This is a genomic window from Kitasatospora sp. NPDC051984, assembly GCF_044593455.1.
Classification (GTDB): Bacteria; Actinomycetota; Actinomycetes; order Streptomycetales; family Streptomycetaceae; genus Kitasatospora.
In genome coordinates this window covers 119,790-140,449 of record NZ_JBIUCB010000013.1, presented here as the reverse complement: position 1 = coordinate 140,449, position 20,660 = coordinate 119,790, and the positions used below count along the sequence as shown (strand labels likewise).

Genomic DNA, 20,660 nt, shown 5'->3' with positions numbered 1-20,660 from the left:
GCTTTTCGGCCAGGTCGAACTGGCCGAAAGGCTGGCCGGGCAGTGCTTGCCGCGGGACCAGGATGGAACTCGTCGGAGCAACCAACTCCCCTCGATTCCAAGGACATTGCCATGACCAAGGCCATTGCTTTCGCACAGTACGGCGACCCGGACGTGCTGCGCCCGATCGACCTCGACCTGCCCGTGCCGGGTCCGCGCCAGGTGCGGGTCGCGATCCGTGCGGTGGGCGTCAACCCGCTGGACCACAAGCTGCGCAGCGGCATGCTGGACGGTTTCTTCCCGATCTCCTTCCCGTGGGTGCCGGGCCACGAGGTGGCGGGCGTGGTGGAGGCCGTCGGCGCGGAGGTGACCGAGTTCGCCGTCGGGGACGAGGTGTTCGGTTCGGTGCACGGTGGCGGTTACGCCGAACACGCCCTGGTGGATGCCGAGTTGCTGGCCCGCAAGCCGGCCTCGCTGAGCTGGGCGGAGGCGGCGGCGCTGCCGGTGGCGGCGGAGACCTCCGAGCGGATCCTCGGCGTGCTGGGTGTGCGGCCGGGCGAGACGCTGCTGGTGCACGGCGCGGCCGGCGGTGTCGGCACGCTGCTGCTGCAGTTCGCCCGGGCCCGCGGCATCACCGTGGTGGGCACCGCGAGCGAGCCCAACCACGAGTACCTGCGGTCGCTGGGCGCGATCCCGGTGGCGTACGGCGAGGGTCTGGCCGAGCGGGTGCGGGCGGCGGCCCCGGGCGGGGTGGACCGGGCGCTGGACGCGTCCGGGAAGGCCGACGAGGTGCCGGTGTCGATCGAACTGACCGGCAGCGCGGACCGGGTGCTGACCATCACCTCGCCGATGGCCGGCCAGCAGCACGGCGTCCGTTTCACCGGCGGCGACGAGGTCGAGCAGTACCACCCGCGGGCGTTCGCGGCCGCGCTGGCGCTGCACGGGGCGGGCACCCTGGTGCTGCCGATCCACCGGGTGCTGCCGCTCGCGGACGCGGCCGAGGCGCACCGGATCAGCGAGCACGGCCACCTGCGCGGCAAGATCGTCCTGACGGTGTGACACCCCACGCGAGAAGGGCCGCCCTCCGGGGGGCGGCCCTTGCGCCGTCAGTTGTCCAGCTCGCCCACGTGGTGCACCCGCACCAGGTTGGTGGAGCCGGCCAGGCCGGGCGGGGAGCCGGCGGTGATCACCACGATGTCGCCGCGCTCGCAGCGGCCCAGGCCGATCAGTTGGGCGTCGACCTGGGCGACCATCTCGTCGGTGGTGGTGACGTACGGGCCGAGGAAGGTCTCCACGCCCCAGGTGAGCGCCAACTGGCTGCGCACGGCGGGCTCGTAGGTGAACGCCAGGACCGGGATCGGCGAGCGGTAGCGGGTCAGCCGGCGGGCGGTGTCGCCGCTCTGGGTGAACGCGATCAGGTACTTGGCGTCCAGGAAGTCGCCGATCTCGGCGGCGGCCCGGGCGACCGCGCCGCCCTGGGTGCGCGGCTTTCCCTTCCCGGTGAGCGGCGGCAGCCCGGCGGCCAGCACGTCGGACTCGACGGCCTCGACGATCCGGGCCATGGTCCTGACCGTCTCCACCGGGTACTTGCCGACCGAGGTCTCGCCGGACAGCATCAGCGCGTCGGTGCCGTCGAGCACCGCGTTGGCGACGTCGGACGCCTCGGCGCGGGTCGGCCGGGAGGCGTTGATCATCGAGTCCAGCATCTGGGTGGCGACGATCACCGGCTTGGCGTTGCGCTTGGCCAGCTTGATCGCCCGCTTCTGGACGATCGGCACCTGCTCCATCGGGAGTTCGACGCCGAGGTCACCGCGGGCGACCATCAGACCGTCGAAGGCGTCCACGATGGAGTCCAGGTTGTCCACCGCCTGCGGCTTCTCGATCTTGGCGATGACCGGGATCCGGCGGCCCTCCTCGGCCATCACCCGGTGCACCTCCTCGACGTCCTTCCCGCTGCGCACGAACGACAGCGCGATGATGTCGGCGCCGGTCCGCAGTGCCCAGCGCAGGTCTTCGACGTCCTTGTCGGAGAGCGCGGGCACGGAGACGGCGACTCCGGGCAGGTTGAGGCCCTTGTGGTCGGAGACCAGGCCTCCTTCGATGACGATGCAGTGCACCCGGGGGCCCTCGACGTGGGTGACCTCCAGGCAGACCCGGCCGTCGTCGACCAGGATCCGCTCGCCGCGCGACACGTCGGCGGCCAGGCCCTTGTACGTGGTGCCGCAGATGTCCCGGTCGCCGGGGACGTCGTCGGTGGTGATGGTGAACTCGTCGCCGCGTTCCAGCAGCACGGGGCCGTCGGCGAAGGTGCTCAGCCGGATCTTCGGGCCCTGCAGGTCGGCGAGCACCCCGACGCTGCGGCCTGTCTCGTCCGAGGCCTTGCGGACCCGGTGGTAACGCTCCTCGTGCTCCGCGTGGGAGCCGTGGCTGAGATTCAGTCGGGCGATGTCCATGCCGGCGTCGACCAGGGCCTTGATCTGGTCGTACGAGTCTGCGGCAGGCCCGAGAGTACAGACGATTTTTGCTCGGCGCATGGCTCCGAAACTATGGCATTACCGAGCCGTAACAACGCGCTTCCGGCCAATCCTCCCATGACAGTTGGCGAAAGATTTGTTGACATCTTCCACCGGCCGGAACCGGTGGCCGCCGGCCCTCGCGAGTCGGGCTTTCTGCTTCGCAGCCGACTGCCGACCCGGGTCACCGGCTGCGGGACGGAGCGCCGCCCATCGGTCTCACACCTGCTCCACAGACCTGACTTCCCGCCGGCCCGGCGGCAGGCGCCGGTCGGCTCGGTTTTCGCCGACCGGACGCACCGTCGCGCATACCCCTCCGGCCTGCACGACCGGCGGCCGGAACCGGGTGAATTCCCACGCCTTCGATTGACGCACAGTCGTGCGGACGGATGGGGCGGCGTCACGGGTGAGTTGCCCAGATCTCACCTGTTGGAAAGCTCGCGGGGCTGGTACCGGAGGCGAGAAGAGGGCAGACTGCCACACGCGTTTTCTACGCGCGTCGCGGCAGGTGGCGGGGGGTCAGCCGTCCCACCGCCATGTCCGCCTGACGGCCCGTACGCCCGACTTGGAGTCTTGATGTCCCTGAACCGCCGTGACTTCGTCACCCGCTCCGCCGCCACCGCGGCCGGTGCCGCCCTGGCCGGCGGCCTGACCGCCGCCGTGGCCACCCCCGCCGCCGCGGCGGACCAGAACCAGGACGAGTTCCGCGGCCGGGGCCCCGTCCCGTTCAAGGCGAGCTTCACCGTGATGGGCACCACCGACCTGCACGGCCACGTCTTCAACTGGGAGTACTTCACCGACTCCGAGTTCGACGACAAGGCCCACAACGACGTCGGCCTGGCCAAGGTCTCCACCCTGGTCGAGCAGGTCCGCGCCGAGAAGGGCCGCGGCCACACCCTGCTGATCGACGCCGGCGACACCATCCAGGGCACCCAGCTGTCCTACTACTACGCCCGGGTCGAGCCGATCACCGGCAAGCGCGCCCCGGTCCACCCGATGGCCGCCGCGATGAACGCCATGGGCTACGACGCCGCCGCGCTCGGCAACCACGAGTTCAACTACGGCATCCCGCTGCTGCGCGCCTACCAGGACCAGCTGGACTTCCCGCTGCTCGGCGCCAACGCGCTGAACGCCAAGGACGACAAGCCGGCCTTCCCGCCCTACGTGATCCGCGAGCTGCACCTCGGCCACGGCCGCCCGATCCGGGTCGGCATCCTCGGCCTCACCAACCCGGGCATCGCGATCTGGGACAAGGCCAACGTCCAGGGCAAGCTGACCTTCCCGGGCATCCCCGAGGTCGCCGCCAAGTGGGTGCCGAAGCTGCGCGCCGCCGGCGCCGACGTGGTCGTGGTCTCCGCGCACACCGGCGTCGACGACCCGTCCTCCTGGGGCGACCAGCTGCCCTACGCGGAGAACGCGGGCGCCGCGATGGCCGCCACCGTCCCGGGCATCGACGCGGTGCTGGTGGGCCACGCCCACAAGGAGATCGCGCAGCGGATCGTGGTCAACACCCAGACCGGCAAGAACGTCGTGCTGTCCGAGCCGCTGTGCTGGGGCGAGCGCCTGACCTGCTTCGACTTCGAGGTCGAGTTCGCCCGCGGCCAGTGGACCGTCACCGGCGTCACCTCGCGGCTGCTGAACTCCAACACCGTCGCCGAGGACCAGAAGATCGTCAAGCTGGTCGACGCCCAGCACAAGAAGGTCGTCGCGTACGTCAACCAGGTCATCGGCACCTGCAAGGAGAGCCTCTCCATCGCCGAGTCCCGGTTCAAGGACACCCCGATCATCGACCTGATCGGCCGCGTCCAGGCCGACGCCGTGCGCACCGCGCTGGCCGGCGGCCAGTACGCGAGCCTGCCGGTGATCGCCCAGACCGCGCCGTTCAACCGCACCGCGGTCATCCCGGCCGGGGAGGTCAAGCTGCGCGACGCGGCCGGCCTGTACATCTACGAGAACACCCTGGAGGCCCGGATCCTGACGGGCGCCCAGATCAAGGACTACCTGGAGTACTCCGCCAAGTACTTCGCCCAGGTCGCCCCGGGCGCGCCGATCAACCTGGACACCCTGACCAACCAGGCCAACAACACGCCCGACTACAACTACGACTCGCTCTACGGCGTCAGCTACGACATCGACATCGCGCAGCCCGTCGGCAGCCGCATCGTCAACCTGTCGTACCAGGGCAAGCCGGTCGACCCGACCGCGCAGTTCGTCCTCGCCGTCAACAACTACCGGGCCAACGGCGGCGGCAACTTCCCGCACGTCGCCAAGGCGCAGCAGGTGTGGGCGAACTCCGAGGAGATCCGCAACACCATGATCGCCTGGGTGAAGGCCAAGGGCGTCATCGACCCGGCCGACTTCTACGGCCAGTCCGGCTGGCGCCTGGTCCGCGCCGGCGTGCCGGTCTTCTAAGTCCCGCTCGCCCAGGGGCCGTTCGGACAATCGTCCGGACGGCCCCTGTCCCGGTCTCCGGAACCGTTGTGCCCCTTGGTCCGTCCAACTCACAATCGAGGCACGGACATTGAGGGGGCAATGGACATGCGCGGACGGATCGCGATGACGACAGTGGCAGTGGCACTGCTGCTCGGCGGGTGCACGGACAACTCGGGGACGCCGACACCGGGGAGCAGCCCGAAGGCGGCACCCAGGCCGAGCCTGATCACGGCCGGACCGGAGGTGCGCCCCGCCACCGGCGAGGCGGCCGAGCGAGCGGCGGAACTGACCGCTGCCTGGCCCGGCTCGCCCACCCAACAGGTCTGGGAACACGGCTACTTCCCGACCGAGGACTCCACCGTGTGGATGCCCGAGGGGGCGTTCCACAGCGACGACGACAAGGCCGCCTACTATTCCCACCACTTCGACCTGAAGACCACGCTGCCGGTCGCCGTGTCCGGCACCGCCGAGGTCCGGTTCGCGGACGGCACCCGGCTGACCCTGCCGCAGCGCACCGCACAGGCCGTCCTCGACTCACTGACCGAACACAGCAACCCCTGCCCCGCCCAGTGCTACCGGCTGGCTGTCACCGCCGTCCAGCCCGGCACCACCACCGTGGCCACCAGTCGCGGCCAAGCGACCATCCCGGTATGGGAGTTCACCATCACCGGCTACGACCACCCCTTCCGCTACCCCGCCGTCCTCCCCCAGGCCCAGGCCGGTCCGGCGCCCGGATCCGACACCGACCCCGCCACCACCTGGCTGCGCAAGGCCTCCCCCGACGGCCTGGTCCTCACCGCCTCGGTGCCGCACGGCAGTTGCGACAGCGTCCTGCCCGGCGAGGTCCACGAGACCGACCAGGCCGTCGTCCTGATCGGCCGCACCACCCCGGACAAGTCCGACGGGCCGTGCACCGCCATCCTACTCTCCACCGCGGTCGAGTTCCGCCTCTCCCGCCCCCTCGGCCTCCGCCCCGTCCTCGGCCTCGGCGACGGCCGCCCGCAGACCGTGGCAGCGCACTAGCCTGACCGCATGCTGATCACCGACCGCCTCACCCTGCGCCCCTGGGAACCCGCCGACCGCGACCGCGCCTTCGACCTGTACTCCCGCTGGGAGGTGGCCCGTTGGCTCGGCCGCGAACCCCGCGCCCTCACCGAGCCCGCCGAAGCGGACGGGATCATCGCCCGCTTCCGCTCCCGCTGCACACCGGACGGCCGGTACGGCGTCTGGGCGGTCGAGGTCCGCGAGACCGGCGTGATCGCCGGGACGCTGCTGCTGATCCCGATCCCGGACGGCGCCGGCGAGATCGAGATCGGCTGGCACTTCCACCCGGACAGCTGGGGGCACGGCTACGCGACGGAGGCCGCGGCCGCGATCCGCGACCGCGCCTTCGCCGACGGACTCACGGAGCTGTACGCCGTCGTCCGCCCGGACAACACCCGCTCGATGGCGGTCTGCCACCGCCTGGGCATGACGCCACTCGGCCGCACCGACCGCTGGTACGAAACCGAGATGGAAGCGTTCCGCCTCGGCCAATAGGAGGCGAAACGCAGGCGGGCGCGAATCCGGGGGCCCGGGACCTGCACGCAGCCGGCCCCCGCCGCGTTCCACGGAACCGGATCACCGGGTGCCCCGTCCAACTCGCGATCGAGATACGGACGTTGAGGGGACGATGGACATGCGTGGACGGATCGCCGTGGCAACGGTGGCAATGGCGCTACTGCTGGGCGGGTGCGCGAGCACCTCGCCGACACAGACACCGGCAGTGGGAAGCAACGCGGCACTCGCGCCCAGCCCGGTCCCCGCCGGCCCCGAGGTGCACCCCGCCACCGGCGACGCGGCCCGGCGGGCGGCGGAGGTGACGGCCGCCTGGCCCGGCTCGCCCGCCCAACAGGCTTGGGAACACGGCTACTTCCCCACCGAGGACACCACCGAGTGGCTGGCCGACGGCGCGTTCCACAGCGGCGACGACAAGGCCGCCTACTACTCCGGCCACTTCGACCTGAAGACCACCCTGCCGGTCGCCGTCTCCGACACCGCCGAGGTGCAGTTCGCGGACGGCTCCCGGCTGACCCTGCCGCAGCGCACCGCACAGGCCGTCCTCGACTCACTGACCGAGAAGGGCAGGGTCTGCCCCGGCGACTGCGGCGGCCGGCTGACCATCACCGCCGTCCAGCCCGGTACCACCACCGTGGCCACCAGCCGCGGCCAAGCGACCATCCCCGTCTGGGAGTTCACCATCACTGGCTACGACCGGCCGTTCCGCTACCCCGCCGTCCTCCCCCAGGCCCCGGCCGGCCCGGCGCACGGCCCCAACTCCGAACCCGGCTCCACCTGGCTGCGCTCGGTCTCCAGCGACGGCCTGGTCCTCACCGCCACTGTCCCGCACGGCACTTGCTCCACCCTCCTGCCCGGCGAGGTCTACGAGACCGACCAGGCCGTCGTCCTGATCGGCCGCACCGCCACCGTCACCCCCGACCCCGACCACGTCTGCGACGCCGCCCTCCGCGCCACCCCGGTCGAGTTCCGTCTCTCCCACCCTCTCGGCACCCGCGCCGTCCTCGGCCTCGCCGACGGCCGCCCGCAGGCACTGCCCGCGCAGCACTGACACCCGACTCGGCGCCGCCCGGTCGCACACCGCCCGCGCGGCGGACCTCTTGGTCACCGCCCACGTGGACCAGCAACTCGCCCAGCTGCGCACCGCGTTGCCCTGGGCGACCCACCTGGGGACAACCGTGGCGGACATCTGCGAGACCTACCCGGCCAACACCGGCTTCACCCGCCGGACCTGGACCCCGGTGATGTGCACCAGAACCGGCACCGCCTACCTGGCCTTCGACGGCGACTTCCGCGAGCACCTCGCCCAGCTCGATACAGCCCTCGCCGACGAAGGATGGAAGCCCACCAACAACGCAGGGGATCAGCCCGGCCTGGTCGCGGACCTCGACTACACCCACCGCCCACCCGGCGACGCGACCGCGGCCGAGCTCGCGAAGGCAGCCGCCCGACCGAACGTGGCCACTGTGCGGTACACCCTGCCGATCCCCTCCGCCTTCGCGGTCCCACCGGGCGCCGGCGGCGGCCCCTTCCCGATCGGGACGGTCGAGGTGGCCCAGGCCCCCACTTGCCGACCATCGACGACGGAACGGCCGCGCACGACCTGACGCTCGAGACCAGGCACTTCGTGGACTGGCAGCCGTACAGCCACACCCAGCTCTCCGCCGCGTACCCGGCGCACGGCGCGATCCTCGCCATCTCGGTCCGCCTGCCCTACAACACGTAGCTGGCGGGCGCGAAACCGGGGGCGCTGGGGGTACCCCCAAGGAAGCCGAGGGGGCGGCACGCGCGAAGCGGAAGGCACCCGACCGCAAGATCGCGACGCAGGGCAATGACTTGCCATCGATCGCGACCTTGCGGGGACGGGCAGCAACTCCTAGAACGGGAAGCGCGACCGCCCGTGCTGAATCGAGATCCACTTCACCGTCGTGAACGCGTCCACGCTGGTCTCACCGTTCAGTCGCCCCAGCCCCGAGTTCTTCTGCCCCCCGAACGGCACCAGCGGCTCGTCCGCGATGGTCCCGTCGTTGACGTGGATCATCCCGGTGTCGATGCGCTGCGCGAACCGCACGCCGCGCTCGACGTCCGCGGTGTGAACGGCCCCGGACAGGCCGAAGGGCGTGTCGTTGGCGATCCGGACGGCCTCGTCCTCGCCGTCGAACGGAATCAGCAGCGCAACGGGCCCGAAGATCTCACGCTGCAGAATCGGCGCGTCCGCCGGAATGTCCGTCAGGACCGTCGGCTTCACCAGCGTGCCCACGGTCACCCCGTGCAGCAGCGGCCGAGCGCCGGCCGCGATCGCCTGGGAGACCTCCGCGGTGATCGACTCGGCCTGCGCGGAGTTGATGAGCGGCCCGAGCTGGGTGTCCGGGTCGCCGGGGTCGCCGGCCCGCAGGGAGGCGACCTTCGCGGTGAACTTCTCGCTGAACTCGGCGAACAGCGAACGGTCCACCAGGATCCGGTTGGCGGCCATGCAGATCTGCCCCTGGTGGACGAAGCGGCTGGCCACCGCAGCGTCCACCGCGTAGTCGACGTCCGCGTCGTCGAGCACCACGAGGGCGCTGTTGCCGCCGAGTTCGAGCACGGTCCGCTTCAGGTGGCTCGCGGCGACGGTGGCGACGTGCCGGCCGACGGTGTCGGAGCCGGTGAAGGCGATCACCTTGGGCACGGGGTGCTCGATGAACACGTCGCCGATCTCGGCGATGTCGGTGAGGACGACGTTGAGCAGGCCGGCGGGCAGCCCGGCCTCCTCGAAGATCTTGGCGATCAGGGTGCCGCCGGCCACCGGCGCGTCCTGGTGGGGCTTGAGGACGACCGCGTTGCCGAGTGCGAGCGCGGGCGCGACGGCCTTCAGCGACAGGAAGACGGGGGCGTTGAACGGGCTGATCACGCCGACCACGCCGACCGGCAGGCGGTAGAGGCGGTTCTCCTTGCCGGGCACCGGGGAGGGCAGGATCTTGCCCTCGACGCGCATCGCGGTCGTCATGGACTCCCGCAGCATGTCCTTGACCAGCGAGAGTTCGAACGCGGACTTCATCAGGGTGCCGCCGAGTTCGACGGTCATCACCTCGAGGATCTCGGCCTCGCGGGCCTCCACCACCTGCAGTGCCCGCTCGAAGACCAGTCGGCGCTCGTAGGGGCTGGTGGCGGCCCAGGCGGGCTGGGCCCGCTCGGCGGCGCGGTAGGCCTGGTCGATCTCCTCGGCGGTGGCGACGGTGAACGAGGCCAGCTTCTCCCCGCTGAAGGGATCGAGGTCCACGATGTCCCAGGAGCCGGTTCCCGGCCGCCACTGGCCGTCGATGTACTGCTGGGCGAGTTCCGCGATCAAGGACATGCGATCCCTTTCGGCGCTAACGATCACCTACTGACGGATCATCATCTTAATTGCGGGCTAGCTCTCCTGGAGGATCTCCGCCAGAAGAGACCGGGTCTCCTCCTCGGACAGCGCCGCCGCCGACACCCGGTCCAGCGCGGCCGCGTACTCGGCGACCTCGCTCGGCTTGTCCAGGTACAGCGCGGTGGTGAACTGCTCGACGTACACCACGTCCACCAGGTCCGGCTCCGGGAAGCACAGCACCGTGAACGCCCCGCTGTCCGCCGCCAGCGCGCCCATGCCCAGCGGCAGCACCCGCAGGCTGATGGTCTCGCGCAGCGACAGCTCGGCCAGCCGCGCCAGCTGACCGCGCATCACCTCCGGCCCGCCGCACGGCCGCCGCAGCGCCGTCTCGTCGACGATCAGCTCCAGCCGGGCGGTGGTGTCCGCCGCGAGGTACCGCTCCTGGCGGCGCAGCCGGACGGCCGCCCGCCGGGTGATCTCCTCCTCCGGCGCGCTGGGGCTGCCCGCCCGCATCACCGCGTGCACGTACTCGGGGGTCTGCAGCAGCCCGGGCACGAACTGCACCTCGTAGCTGCGCACCAGGTTCGCCGCGTCCTCCAGGTTGAGGTACGTCTGGAACCAGCCGGGGATGACGTCCCCGTAACCGTGCCACCAGGCCGGGGCGTTGGTCCCGCCGACCAGGCCGAGCAACGCCGCCCGGGACTGCTCGTCCTCGACGCCGTACAGCGTCAGCAGGTCCGCCACGTCGCGCTGCTTGAAGCCGACCCGGCCGAGCTCCATCCGGCTGATCTTCGACTCGGAGGCGCGGATCGAGTAGCCCGCGTCCTCCCGGGTCACACCCCGGGCCTCGCGCAGGCGCCGCAACTGGGCACCCAACTGGATGCGACGCGCGGTCGCACCGCTGCCCGTCTGCAGGCCCGTCATGCAAACCTCCGCGCCGAACCAACAGTTGGACCCTGTAGGGATGCAGTCTGCCACTGCCCGGCGACACTCCGCGAGGGGCTTCCGGCATTTGGCCAAGCCGTTGCACAGTTGTACTGCAACGCCGCTCAGGACAGGGCCGGCAGCACCTCGGCAAGATCGGTGCGGGAACTCACCCCGAGCTTCGGATACGCCTTGTACAGATGGTGGCCGACGGTACGGGCGCTGAGGAAGAGCTGTGCGGCGATGTCCCGGTTGGACAGGCCCTGCGCGGCCAGCCGGACGATCTGCGACTCCTGCGGCGTCAGACCCGCCACCACCTTGACCGGGCCGCGCGCGGCGGGCGCGCCGGTGGCGTCCAGCTCCAGCCGGGCCCGCTCCGCCCAGGGCAGCGCGCCCAGTTGGCGCAGCGTCTGCTCGGCCGCCCGCAGTGGCACCCGGGCCTCCGCCTTGCGCCGGGCCCGGCGCAGCCACTCGCCGTACAGCAGCTCGGTGCGGGCCTGCTCCCACGGACGCGGCTGCTCGGCGTGCCGGGCCAGCGCCGCCAGGTACAGCTCCTCCGCCAACTCCTCGGGGGCCAGCAGCGCGTGGCAGCGGTGCACCAGCGCCCGCGCCCACGCCTGCCCACTGCGGTCCGCCCACCGTTCGAACCGGGCCAGCGGCTCGGCGACCTCCTCCGGCCGGCGCAGCCGCACCGCCGCCTCCACCAGGTCCGGCACCGAACGGACCGCCGACACCTGGAAGTTCTGTCCGCCGCCGGCAAGCGCCGCCAGCTGCCCGAAAGCGTCCTCGGCCCGGCCCGCGCCCAACTCCAGCACCCCGAGCGCCCACTGCGCCCACCGCGCCCCGGACGCGCCGCGGGCCCGCGCCAGCCCCGCCTGCTCCCGGCACCGCGCGTCCTCGCCGCGGGCCGCCGCCAGGTACGCCAGGAAGCCGTGCGTCTGCCCGGTCCACTGCGGCTGCCCGCAGTCCTCGGCCAGCCGCAGCGCCTCCCCGGCGTGCTCGTCGGCGGTGCCCGGACGGCCGGTGAACAGCTCGGCCTCGGCCAGGAAGAACAGCAGCGTCGGCAGCGTCCCGAACAGGCCGCCCTCCCGGGCTTCCCGGACCAGCCGGCCCGCCAGGTCGAGCACTTCCTCGTCCTGCCCTGCGCCCAGCGCGGCCCCGCACACCAGCGCCAGGTCCACGGGCGCCACCGCCCCGGAGGCCCGCGCCACCCGTTCGGTCTCCGCCGGGGTCGGCCCGTCCGGCGCGTCGCCCAGCGCCCGGGCCAGGTAGCGGGCCACCGGCGCCAGCGGATCGCCCGCCGGGAGAACGAGGTCGTCGAGCGCCGTGAGCGTGCCGCGGACCGACTCGGCGTCCAGGTACCAGGCCGCGTGCACCGCCTGCACCAGCACCCGGGCCGCCGGGCCGGGCGCGAACTCCGCCGCCAGCGCCGCCGCCTCCGTCAGTCGCAGGTGCGCGGAGCGGTGCTCGCCGCGCCAGAACTCGGCCACCCCGCGGGCGAACAGCAGGTGCGCCCGGGTCACCGCGTCCAGCCCGGGGACGTCCGCCGCGGCCGCCAGCGCCTCGGCCCGGCCGAGTTCGCCCGCCTCCAGCGCGGCCTCCACCGCCTCCACCGTCAACTCCCGTGCCCGCGACGGGTCCGGGCTCAGCCGCGCGGCCCGCTCGTACGCCGCCGACGCCCCCAGGTGGCCGCCGCGCCACGCCGCGCCGGCCGCCGCCGACGCCAACTCCTCCGCCACCGCCGCGTCCCGGCCGGTCGCCGCGAGGGCCAGGTGCCAGGCCCGGCACAGCGGCGCCCGCTCGCCGTACGCCTGCGCCAGCGCGGTGTGCGCGGCCAGCCGGTCCACCAGCGGGGCCCGGTCGATCAGTGCCGAACGCAGCATCGGATGCCGGAAGGTCACCTGGTCGGCGTCCAACTCGACCCGCACCAGCCGCTGTTGCTCGGCAGGCGCGAGGTCCGCCACGGTCAGCCCGCACTCGGCCGCCGCGCGCAGCAGCACCTCCAGTGAACCGGACTCCTCCAACGCGGCCAGCAGCAGCCACCGTTGGGCCCCGCCGGGCAGGCGGCTCACCTGCCCGTGGTACGTCAGCCGCAGCCGCCCCGCCGGGGGCAGCACACCGGCGACCTCGCCCGCCGAAAGCTCCAGCAGTGCCAGGGGGTTGCCCTGTGCCGCCTTCAACACCTGGTCGGTGTCGGCGAGTTCGGGCGCGACGGCGGCCAGCAGCTCGGCGGCGGCCTGCTCGCTCAGCGGCTCCACCCGCAACTCGGGCAGCCCCGGCAGCTCCGGGCCGTCCGTCCGGGTCGCCAGCAGCAGCGCCACCGCCTCCGCGCCCAGCCGGCGGGCCGCGACCTGCAACACCGCCACGGACTCCCGGTCCGCCCACTGCACGTCGTCCACCAGGCACAGCAGCGGCCCCTGCTCGGCGAGATCGCCCAGCAGTGTCAGCACCGCCAGCCCCACCAGCAGCCGGTCCCCCGCCGGACCGTCCGACAGCCCCAACACCCGCTCCAGCGCCGCCCGCTGAGGCCCCGGCAGCTCCGGCACCCGGTCCAGCACCGGGGCCAGCAACTGGCTCAGCGCCGCATACGGCAGCCGGGCCTCCGACTCCACACCCGTCGCCCGCAACACCCGTCCCGGCGCACTCCCGGCCGCCTCCGCCAGCAGCGCGCTCTTCCCGACCCCCGGCTCCCCGCGCAGCACCAGCACCCCGGCCCGGCCCGCAACCGCCGCCTCCAGCAGCCGACTTACCGCCGACTGCTCGGCTCCCCGCCCGTACAGCACCATGCCCCGCACCCTACCTATGCGCGACTGATTCCCCCCGCCCGCGAGCTCCGTAACGTCTTGTCCCGCAAGGAAGAAGCCACCCGGAACGGAGCCCACCATGGACCTGCACAACATCGTCGAGCGCTACCTCGCCGTCTGGAACGAGACCGACCCGACCGCCCGCCGCAAGCTCATCGACGACATCTGGGCCACCGACGGCACCTACACCGACCCCCTGACCGCCACCCGCGGCCGCGACGAGTTCGACGCCGCCCTCGCCGCCGTCCAGTCCCAGTTCCCCGGCCTCACCTTCCGCCTCGGCAGCCCCGTCGACGCCCACCACAACGTCGCCCGCTTCACCTGGGAACTCGCCCCCGAGGGCGCGGACGAGGCCCTGGTGATCGGCTTCGACGTCCTCACGGCAACGGACGACGGCCGCGTCGCATCGGTGGTGGGCTTCCTGGACAAGGTGCCCGCTGCATAGAGGGTGAGCACCACCAGGGGCGCGGGGAACTGCGCGAAGCGGAGGGCCCCAACCGCAAGATCGCGACGCAGGACAATGACTTGCGCGTGCTCGCGACCTTGCGGACGGGCCTTGGCCTTGTCGCGCAGTTCCACGCGCCCCTGGCCCCGAAAAACAACGACGCCTGCCCTAAACCTGGTCGGGGAAAGGGGCAGGCGTCTACCGGATCCCGGCGGCGCTGGCGGGTCGGTGCTTGGGGGTGGTCGGTCAGACCACCAGGGGACGGTCGGTCGGCTTGATCGGCGCGGGGAGCGCCGTCCTGCCGCCCAGGTAGGTGTCGACCGCCGCGGCGGCCGAGCGGCCTTCCGCGATCGCCCAGACGATCAGCGACTGGCCGCGACCGGCGTCACCGCAAACGTACACCCCATCAACGTTGGTGCCGAACTTGCCGTCACGGGCGACGTTTCCGCGGGCGTCGAGCTCGACACCCAGCTGCTCCACGAGACCGTTCTTGACGTCCGTCCCGGTGAAACCCATGGCGAGGGTGACCAGCTGAGCGGGAATCACCTTCTCGCTCCCGGGCACGGGCTCGAACTTGCCGTCCTTGAAGGCGACTTCGACCAGGTGCAGCTCCTGCACGTTCCCGTCCGCGTCGCCCGCGAAGTGGGTCGTGGAGACCGAGTAGATCCGCTCCCCGCCCTCCTCGTGCGCGGAGGTCACCTTGTACGTCATCGGCATGGTCGGCCACGGCTGCCCGGCCGGACGCAAGTCCGAAGGTCGCGGCATGATCTCCAACTGGGTGACGGACGCGGCGCCTTGACGGTGCGCGGTGCCGACGCAGTCGGCACCGGTGTCGCCGCCGCCGATGACGACGACGTGCTTGCCCTTGGCCGAGATCGGGGAGTCGACGTAGTCGCCCTCCTGGACCTTGTTGGCCAGCGGCAGGTACTCCATCGCCTGGTGGATGCCGTTCAACTCCCGTCCGGGGACAGGCAGATCGCGCGCGGTGGTGGCGCCGGCCGCGATCACTACGGCGTCGAAGCGGGAGCGCAGGTCCTGCCCGGTGAGGTCGACGCCGACCTCGACGCCGGTGCGGAACCGGGTGCCTTCGGCGCGCATCTGCTCGATGCGGCGGTTGATGTGGCGCTTCTCCATCTTGAACTCGGGGATGCCGTAGCGCAGCAGTCCGCCGATCCGGTCGGCGCGTTCGTAGACGACGACGGTGTGCCCGGCCCGGGTGAGCTGCTGGGCGGCGGCCAGGCCGGACGGGCCGGAGCCCACCACGGCGACGGTCTTGCCGGACAGCCGCTCGGGGACCTGCGGGGTGACGCCGCCCCGGTCCCAGGCCTTGTCGATGATGGTGACCTCGACGTTCTTGATGGTCACCGCGTCCTGGTTGATGCCGAGCACGCACGCGGACTCGCACGGGGCGGGGCACAGGCGGCCGGTGAACTCCGGGAAGTTGTTGGTGGCGTGCAGGCGCTCGATGGCGCCGACGAAGTCGTCCCGGTAGGCGAGGTCGTTCCACTCGGGGATGAGGTTCCCGAGCGGGCAGCCGTTGTGGCAGAACGGGATGCCGCAGTCCATGCAGCGTCCGGCCTGCTCGGTGATGATCGGAAGGAGGCTGCGCTCGACGTAGACCTCGTTCCAGTCGCGCAGTCGCACGTCCACCGGACGGCGCTCCGCCAGCTGCTTGGGCGTGGTCAGGAAGCCCTTGGGGTCAGCCACGTGCCGCCTCCATCATCTTCGCGGTGGTGTCGGCCTCGGAGAGGCCATCGCGCTCAGCGGCGTCCTTGGCGGCGAGCACTGCCTTGTAGTCGGTCGGCATGATCGTGGAGAAGCGGGAGACTCCGCTGCCCCAGTCGGCGAGGAGTTCGGCGGCGACGGTGGAGCCGGTCTCCTCGTAGTGCTGCTGCACGGTCTCGCGCAGCCATTCGCGGTCGGCGGCGTTGGGGGCCTCGATGCCCACCATGCCGCTGTTGACGTTGGCGGGGCGCAGGTCCAGCACGTAGGCGATGCCGCCGGACATGCCCGCCGCCAGGTTGCGGCCGGTCTCGCCGAGGATGACGACCCGGCCGCCGGTCATGTACTCGAGGCCGTGGTCGCCCACGCCCTCCACCACCAGGGTGGCACCGGAGTTGCGGACGGCAAAACGCTCACCGGCCTTGCCGCGCAGGTGGATCCGGCCCGCGGTGGCGCCGTAGCCGATGGTGTTGCCGGCGATCACGTGGTGCTGCGCGTCGGCGCCGATCGCGGCGGCGTCCCGGGCCGGGCGGACCACGATCACGCCGCCGGACAGGCCCTTGCCGACGTAGTCGTTGGCGTCGCCCTCGAGTCGCAGCGTCACGCCGCGCGGGACGAAGGCGCCGAACGACTGGCCGGCCGAGCCGGTGAAGGTGACGTCGATGGTGCCCTCGGGCAGGCCCTCGCCGCGGTGCTTCTTGGTGACCCGGTGGCCGAGCATGGTGCCGACGGTCCGGTTGACGTTGCGGATCGGCAGCTGGATGCGGACGGCGTCGCCGCGCTCCAGGGCGTCCTCGGCGAGTTCGATCAGCTGGTTGTCGAGCGCCTTGTCCAGCGCGTGGTCCTGCTCGGTGGTCCGGTGCAGCGCGGCACCCTCGGGCAGTTCGGGGACGTGGAACAGCGGGGCCAGGTCGAGCCCGGCTGCCTTCCAGTGGTCGATCGCGGCCCGGGCGTCGATGTGCTCGGCGTGGCCGACGGCCTCCTCGATCGAGCGGAAGCCCAGTTCGGCGAGCAGCTCGCGGACCTCTTCGGCGATGAACTCGAAGAAGTTGACCACGAATTCGGGCTTGCCGGTGAACCGCTCGCGCAGCACCGGGTTCTGGGTGGCGACGCCGACCGGGCAGGTGTCAAGGTGGCAGACCCGCATCATGATGCAGCCGGAGACCACCAGCGGGGCGGTCGCGAAGCCGAACTCCTCGGCGCCGAGCAGGGCGGCGATGACCACGTCGCGGCCGGTCTTCAGCTGGCCGTCGGTCTGCACGACGATGCGGTCGCGCAGGCCGTTGAGCAGCAGGGTCTGCTGGGTCTCGGCGAGGCCGAGCTCCCAGGGGCCGCCGGCGTGCTTGAGACTCGTGAGGGGGGACGCACCGGTGCCGCCGTCGTGACCGGAGATCAGCACCACGTCCGCGTGCGCCTTGGACACACCCGCGGCGACCGTACCGACGCCGACCTCCGACACCAGCTTCACGTGGATGCGGGCGTCCGGGTTGGCGTTCTTGAGGTCGTGGATCAGCTGAGCCAGGTCCTCGATCGAGTAGATGTCGTGGTGCGGCGGCGGGGAGATCAGGCCGACGCCCGGGGTGGAGTGCCGGGTCTTCGCCACCCACGGGTAGACCTTGTGGCCGGGCAGCTGGCCGCCCTCGCCGGGCTTGGCGCCCTGGGCCATCTTGATCTGGATGTCGTCGGCGTTGACCAGGTACTCGGAGGTGACGCCGAACCGGCCGGACGCGACCTGCTTGATCGCCGAGCGGCGCTCGGGGTCGTGCAGGCGCTCCGGGTCCTCGCCGCCCTCACCGGTGTTGGACTTGCCGCCGAGCCGGTTCATCGCGATCGCGAGCGTCTCGTGCGCCTCCATCGAGATGGAGCCGTACGACATCGCGCCGGTGGAGAACCGCTTGACGATCTCGGAGACCGGCTCGACCTCGTCGACGGAGATCGGGGTGCGGCCGAGCCCGTCCAGCTGGAACAGGCCGCGCAGCGTCATCAGCCGCTCGGACTGGGCGTTCACCCGGTCCGTGTACTGCTTGAAGACGTCGTAGCGCTTGGTGCGGGTGGAGTGCTGGAGCCGGAACACCGTCTCCGGGTCGAACAGGTGCGGCTCGCCCTCACGGCGCCACTGGTACTCGCCGCCGATCTCCAGCGCGCGGTGCGCGGCGGAGATGCCGGACGCCGGGTACGCCTTGGCGTGCCGGGCGGCGGTCTCCTTGGCGATCTCGTCCAGGCCGATGCCGCCGAGCTTGGTGGTGGTGCCCGCGAAGTAGGCGTTCACCAGTTCCTGGGACAGGCCGATGGCCTCGAAGACCTGCGCGCCGCGGTAGGAGGCGACGGTGGAGATGCCCATCTTGGACATCACCTTCAGCACGCCCTTGCCGAGCGCCTTGATCAGGTTCTTGATCGCCTTCTCGGGCTCGCCCTTGACGAACACGCCCTGGGACACCAGGTCCTCGACGGACTCCATCGCCAGGTACGGGTTGACCGCGCCGGCGCCGTAGCCGATCAGCAGCGCGACGTGGTGCACCTCGCGGACGTCACCGGCCTCGACCAGCAGCGACACCTGGGTGCGCTGCTTGGTGCGGATCAGGTGGTGGTGGATCGCCGAGGTGAGCAGCAGCGACGGGATCGGGGCGTGCTCGGCGTCCGAGTGCCGGTCGGAGAGCACGATGATCCGGGCCCCCTCGGCGATCGCCGCGTCGGCCTCGGCGGCGATCTCGGCGAGCCGGGCGGCCAGGCCCTGGCCACCCGTCGCGACCTTGTACAGGCCGGAGAGGGTGACGGCCTTCAGGCCGGGCTGGTCGCCGTCCGCGTTGATGTGGATCAGCTTGGCCAGCTCGTCGTTGTCGATCACCGGGAAGGTGATGCCGACCGAGCGGCAGTGCGCCGGGGTGGCGTCCAGCAGGTTGCCCTCGGGGCCGAGGTTGCTGTGCAGCGAGGTGACCAGCTCTTCGCGGATGGCGTCCAGCGGCGGGTTGGTGACCTGGGCGAACAGCTGGGTGAAGTAGTCGAACAGCAGGCGCGGCTTCTCGCTGAGCGCGGCGATCGGCGAGTCGGTGCCCATCGAGCCGAGCGCCTCGGCGCCGGTCTTGGCCATCGGCGCGAGGATGACCCGCAGCTCCTCCTCGGTGTAGCCGAAGGTCTGCTGCCGGCGGGTCACCGAGGCGTGGGTGTGGGCGATGTGCTCGCGCTCGGGGAGCTTGGCGAGCTGGATCTGCCCGGCGGCGACCCACTCCTCGTACGGGTTCTCGGCGGCGAGGGCGGACTTGATCTCCTCGTCCTCGACGATCCGGTGCTCGGCGGTGTCGATCAGGAACATCCGGCCGGGCTGCAGGCGGCCCTTCTTGACGACCCTGTCCTGCTCGATGTCGAGCACGCCGACCTCGGAGGAGAGCACGACCAGCCCGTCCTCGGTGATCCAGTACCGGGCCGGGCGCAGGCCGTTGCGGTCGAGGACGGCGCCGATCCGGGTGCCGTCGGTGAAGGTGACGCAGGCCGGGCCGTCCCAGGGCTCCATCAGGTTGGAGTGGTACTGGTAGAACGCGCGGCGGGCCGGGTCCATGGTGGCGTGGTTCTCCCACGCCTCCGGGATCATCATCAGCACCGCGTGCGGCAGCGAGCGGCCGCCGAGGTGGAGCAGCTCCAGCACCTCGTCGAAGGACGCCGAGTCGGAGTGCTCCGGGGTGCAGACCGGGAAGATCCGGCCCAGGTCGCCGGGGATCAGGTCGGTGGCGAGCTGGGACTCCCGGGCGGTCATCCAGTTGCGGTTGCCCTTGACCGTGTTGATCTCGCCGTTGTGCGCGACGAAGCGGTACGGGTGGGCGAGCGGCCAGCTCGGGAAGGTGTTGGTGGAGAACCGCGAGTGCACCAGGCCGACCGCGGAGGCGTACAGCCGGTCCGACAGGTCGGGGAAGAACGGCTCCAGCTGCCCGGTGGTCAGCATGCCCTTGTAGACCAGGGTCCGCGCGGACAGCGACGGGAAGTACACCCCGGCCTCCCGCTCGGAGCGCTTGCGCACCACGAACGCGACCCGGTCCAGCTCGATGCCCGCACGCTCGCCGTGCGACAGGAACAACTGCCGGAAGCGCGGCATGACGGAGCGGGCGGTGGAGCCCAGCAGCTCCGGGGCGGTCGGGACCTCGCGCCAGCCGAGGACGGTCAGGCCCTCCTCGGCGGCGATCGCGCCGATCCGGGCGACGGCGGCGTCGGTCGCCTCGTCGTCCTGCGGCAGGAAGGCGATGCCGACCGCGTAGGAGCCGGCGGCGGGGAGTTCGAAGTCGACGTTGGCGCGCAGGAAGGCGTCGGGGATCTGGGTCAGGATGCCCGCGCCGTCACCGGAGTCGGGCTCGGCGCCGGTGGCGCCGCGGTGCTCCAGGTTGCGCAGCACGGTCAGTGCCTGCTCGACGATCCGGTGGTCGGCGACACCGGTCAGCGTGGCCACGAAGCCGACGCCGCAGGCGTCGTGCTCGTTGCGCGGGTCGTACAGACCCTGGGTCTGGGGACGCGCGTCCGGAACGAGGGCGTAGGGGCCGGTGGCCCGGGCGTCCTCGTGGCCGGAGTGCATGGATGCAGACAGCATCGGCTCTCCCGTCGTCGTGATCAGTTGCTTGATGCAAAGGGACGACGTTGGCCCTGATGCGATTTGGTCGGTGCAGGCTACATGATGCCGAGTGTCCCGGGAAGTGGGATTCTGCGTCCGCATCGCGGACTCGACCCCAGGTCACGGGGCGGCTGGGGGGTAGGCGCAGCGTCGCGCGTCCACACCAGTGTGCCCGGGGTCGAGAGGGACGAAACAGGGGCGAAACGCCCCCGGAACGACCTTTGCCAGAGGTTGACCTGGGATTCCCCGACCGGGACGCCGACCGCGGTTGGGATTGTGCGGGTCGGCGACCGGATGTTGAGACTAGGGCAAGGGGGCAGCCCGTGCCCATGTGTGCAACATCACCCAGACCCCT

14 protein-coding genes are annotated in these 20,660 nt (G+C 71.7%); 8 read left to right on the top strand and 6 right to left on the bottom strand.

The window, feature by feature from the left end; translation table 11 throughout:
- Nucleotides 1-111 precede the first annotated feature (111 nt).
- A complete protein-coding gene (locus ACIHEI_RS24445) occupies nt 112-1,038 on the top strand; it encodes an NADP-dependent oxidoreductase (protein ID WP_396608082.1) in 927 nt (308 codons plus the stop codon).
- Nucleotides 1,039-1,085: 47 nt separating this feature from the next.
- Here the strand turns inward: ACIHEI_RS24445 and pyk are convergent, their stop codons facing one another.
- The gene (gene pyk, locus ACIHEI_RS24440) at nt 1,086-2,513 is read right to left on the bottom strand and encodes a pyruvate kinase (protein WP_392948568.1); all 1,428 of its coding nucleotides are present in this window, start codon (nt 2,511-2,513) and stop codon (nt 1,086-1,088) included.
- A gap of 555 nt (nt 2,514-3,068) precedes the next feature.
- Here pyk and ACIHEI_RS24435 point away from each other — a divergent pair.
- The 6 genes from ACIHEI_RS24435 to ACIHEI_RS24410 all read left to right on the top strand — a co-directional run bounded on the left by ACIHEI_RS24435 (nt 3,069) and on the right by ACIHEI_RS24410 (nt 8,208).
- On the top strand, nt 3,069-4,904 hold the full coding sequence (locus tag ACIHEI_RS24435; protein WP_392948571.1) for a bifunctional metallophosphatase/5'-nucleotidase: 1,836 nt from the start codon (nt 3,069-3,071) through the stop codon (nt 4,902-4,904).
- A 126-nt stretch (nt 4,905-5,030) separates the two neighbouring features.
- Nucleotides 5,031-5,948, top strand: coding sequence for a hypothetical protein (locus ACIHEI_RS24430; RefSeq protein ID WP_396608081.1), 918 nt, complete (start codon nt 5,031-5,033; stop codon nt 5,946-5,948).
- A 9-nt stretch (nt 5,949-5,957) separates the two neighbouring features.
- The gene (locus tag ACIHEI_RS24425) at nt 5,958-6,464 is read left to right on the top strand and encodes a GNAT family N-acetyltransferase (protein ID WP_387863890.1); all 507 of its coding nucleotides are present in this window, start codon (nt 5,958-5,960) and stop codon (nt 6,462-6,464) included.
- Nucleotides 6,465-6,690: 226 nt separating this feature from the next.
- A complete protein-coding gene (locus ACIHEI_RS24420) occupies nt 6,691-7,533 on the top strand; it encodes a hypothetical protein (RefSeq protein ID WP_396608080.1) in 843 nt (280 codons plus the stop codon).
- A 49-nt stretch (nt 7,534-7,582) separates the two neighbouring features.
- Nucleotides 7,583-8,089, top strand: a complete 507-nt coding sequence (locus tag ACIHEI_RS24415) for a hypothetical protein (RefSeq protein ID WP_396608079.1) — start codon at nt 7,583-7,585, stop codon at nt 8,087-8,089.
- Complete coding sequence (locus ACIHEI_RS24410; RefSeq protein WP_396608078.1) at nt 8,050-8,208, top strand: hypothetical protein; 159 nt, start codon at nt 8,050-8,052, stop codon at nt 8,206-8,208. Before ACIHEI_RS24415 ends, ACIHEI_RS24410 begins: the two co-directional genes overlap by 40 nt.
- A 150-nt stretch (nt 8,209-8,358) precedes the next feature.
- Here ACIHEI_RS24410 and ACIHEI_RS24405 read toward each other — a convergent pair whose 3' ends face one another.
- From ACIHEI_RS24405 to ACIHEI_RS24395, 3 genes are all read right to left on the bottom strand, one after another.
- Nucleotides 8,359-9,816 carry an aldehyde dehydrogenase family protein gene (locus ACIHEI_RS24405; protein ID WP_387645795.1) on the bottom strand — a complete coding sequence of 486 codons (1,458 nt, stop codon included), beginning with the start codon at nt 9,814-9,816 and terminating at the stop codon, nt 8,359-8,361.
- Nucleotides 9,817-9,873: 57 nt separating this feature from the next.
- Entirely contained in the window at nt 9,874-10,743 is an 870-nt protein-coding gene (locus ACIHEI_RS24400; RefSeq protein ID WP_387863898.1) for a helix-turn-helix domain-containing protein, read from the bottom strand.
- 125 nt (nt 10,744-10,868) lie between these two features.
- Complete coding sequence (locus tag ACIHEI_RS24395; protein ID WP_396608077.1) at nt 10,869-13,529, bottom strand: ATP-binding protein; 2,661 nt, start codon at nt 13,527-13,529, stop codon at nt 10,869-10,871.
- Between the two features lie 97 nt (nt 13,530-13,626).
- Between ACIHEI_RS24395 and ACIHEI_RS24390 the strand changes: the two genes are divergently transcribed.
- Nucleotides 13,627-13,992 (top strand): nuclear transport factor 2 family protein, encoded by a 366-nt coding sequence (locus ACIHEI_RS24390; RefSeq protein WP_396608076.1) that lies wholly within the window; start codon nt 13,627-13,629, stop codon nt 13,990-13,992.
- A gap of 246 nt (nt 13,993-14,238) precedes the next feature.
- Here ACIHEI_RS24390 and ACIHEI_RS24385 read toward each other — a convergent pair whose 3' ends face one another.
- Entirely contained in the window at nt 14,239-15,699 is a 1,461-nt protein-coding gene (locus tag ACIHEI_RS24385) for a glutamate synthase subunit beta (RefSeq protein ID WP_392948593.1), read from the bottom strand.
- Nucleotides 15,692-20,284 carry a glutamate synthase large subunit gene (gltB, locus tag ACIHEI_RS24380; protein ID WP_396608075.1) on the bottom strand — a complete coding sequence of 1,531 codons (4,593 nt, stop codon included), beginning with the start codon at nt 20,282-20,284 and terminating at the stop codon, nt 15,692-15,694. Before gltB ends, ACIHEI_RS24385 begins: the two co-directional genes overlap by 8 nt.
- Nucleotides 20,285-20,660: the final 376 nt, after the last annotated feature.

Bases quoted from the DNA above. Each gene is read 5' to 3' on its own strand.
- ACIHEI_RS24400 (WP_387863898.1), bottom strand. From the start codon at position 10,743: ATGACGGGCCTGCAGACGGGCAGCGGTGCGACCGCGCGTCGCATCCAG.
- ACIHEI_RS24390 (WP_396608076.1), top strand. From the start codon at position 13,627: ATGGACCTGCACAACATCGTCGAGCGCTACCTCGCCGTCTGGAACGAG.
- ACIHEI_RS24425 (WP_387863890.1), top strand. From the start codon at position 5,958: ATGCTGATCACCGACCGCCTCACCCTGCGCCCCTGGGAACCCGCCGAC.
- ACIHEI_RS24445 (WP_396608082.1), top strand. From the start codon at position 112: ATGACCAAGGCCATTGCTTTCGCACAGTACGGCGACCCGGACGTGCTG.
- ACIHEI_RS24405 (WP_387645795.1), bottom strand. From the start codon at position 9,816: ATGTCCTTGATCGCGGAACTCGCCCAGCAGTACATCGACGGCCAGTGG.
- pyk (WP_392948568.1), bottom strand. From the start codon at position 2,513: ATGCGCCGAGCAAAAATCGTCTGTACTCTCGGGCCTGCCGCAGACTCG.
- ACIHEI_RS24435 (WP_392948571.1), top strand. From the start codon at position 3,069: ATGTCCCTGAACCGCCGTGACTTCGTCACCCGCTCCGCCGCCACCGCG.
- ACIHEI_RS24395 (WP_396608077.1), bottom strand. From the start codon at position 13,529: ATGGTGCTGTACGGGCGGGGAGCCGAGCAGTCGGCGGTAAGTCGGCTG.
- gltB (WP_396608075.1), bottom strand. From the start codon at position 20,284: ATGCTGTCTGCATCCATGCACTCCGGCCACGAGGACGCCCGGGCCACC.
- ACIHEI_RS24430 (WP_396608081.1), top strand. From the start codon at position 5,031: ATGCGCGGACGGATCGCGATGACGACAGTGGCAGTGGCACTGCTGCTC.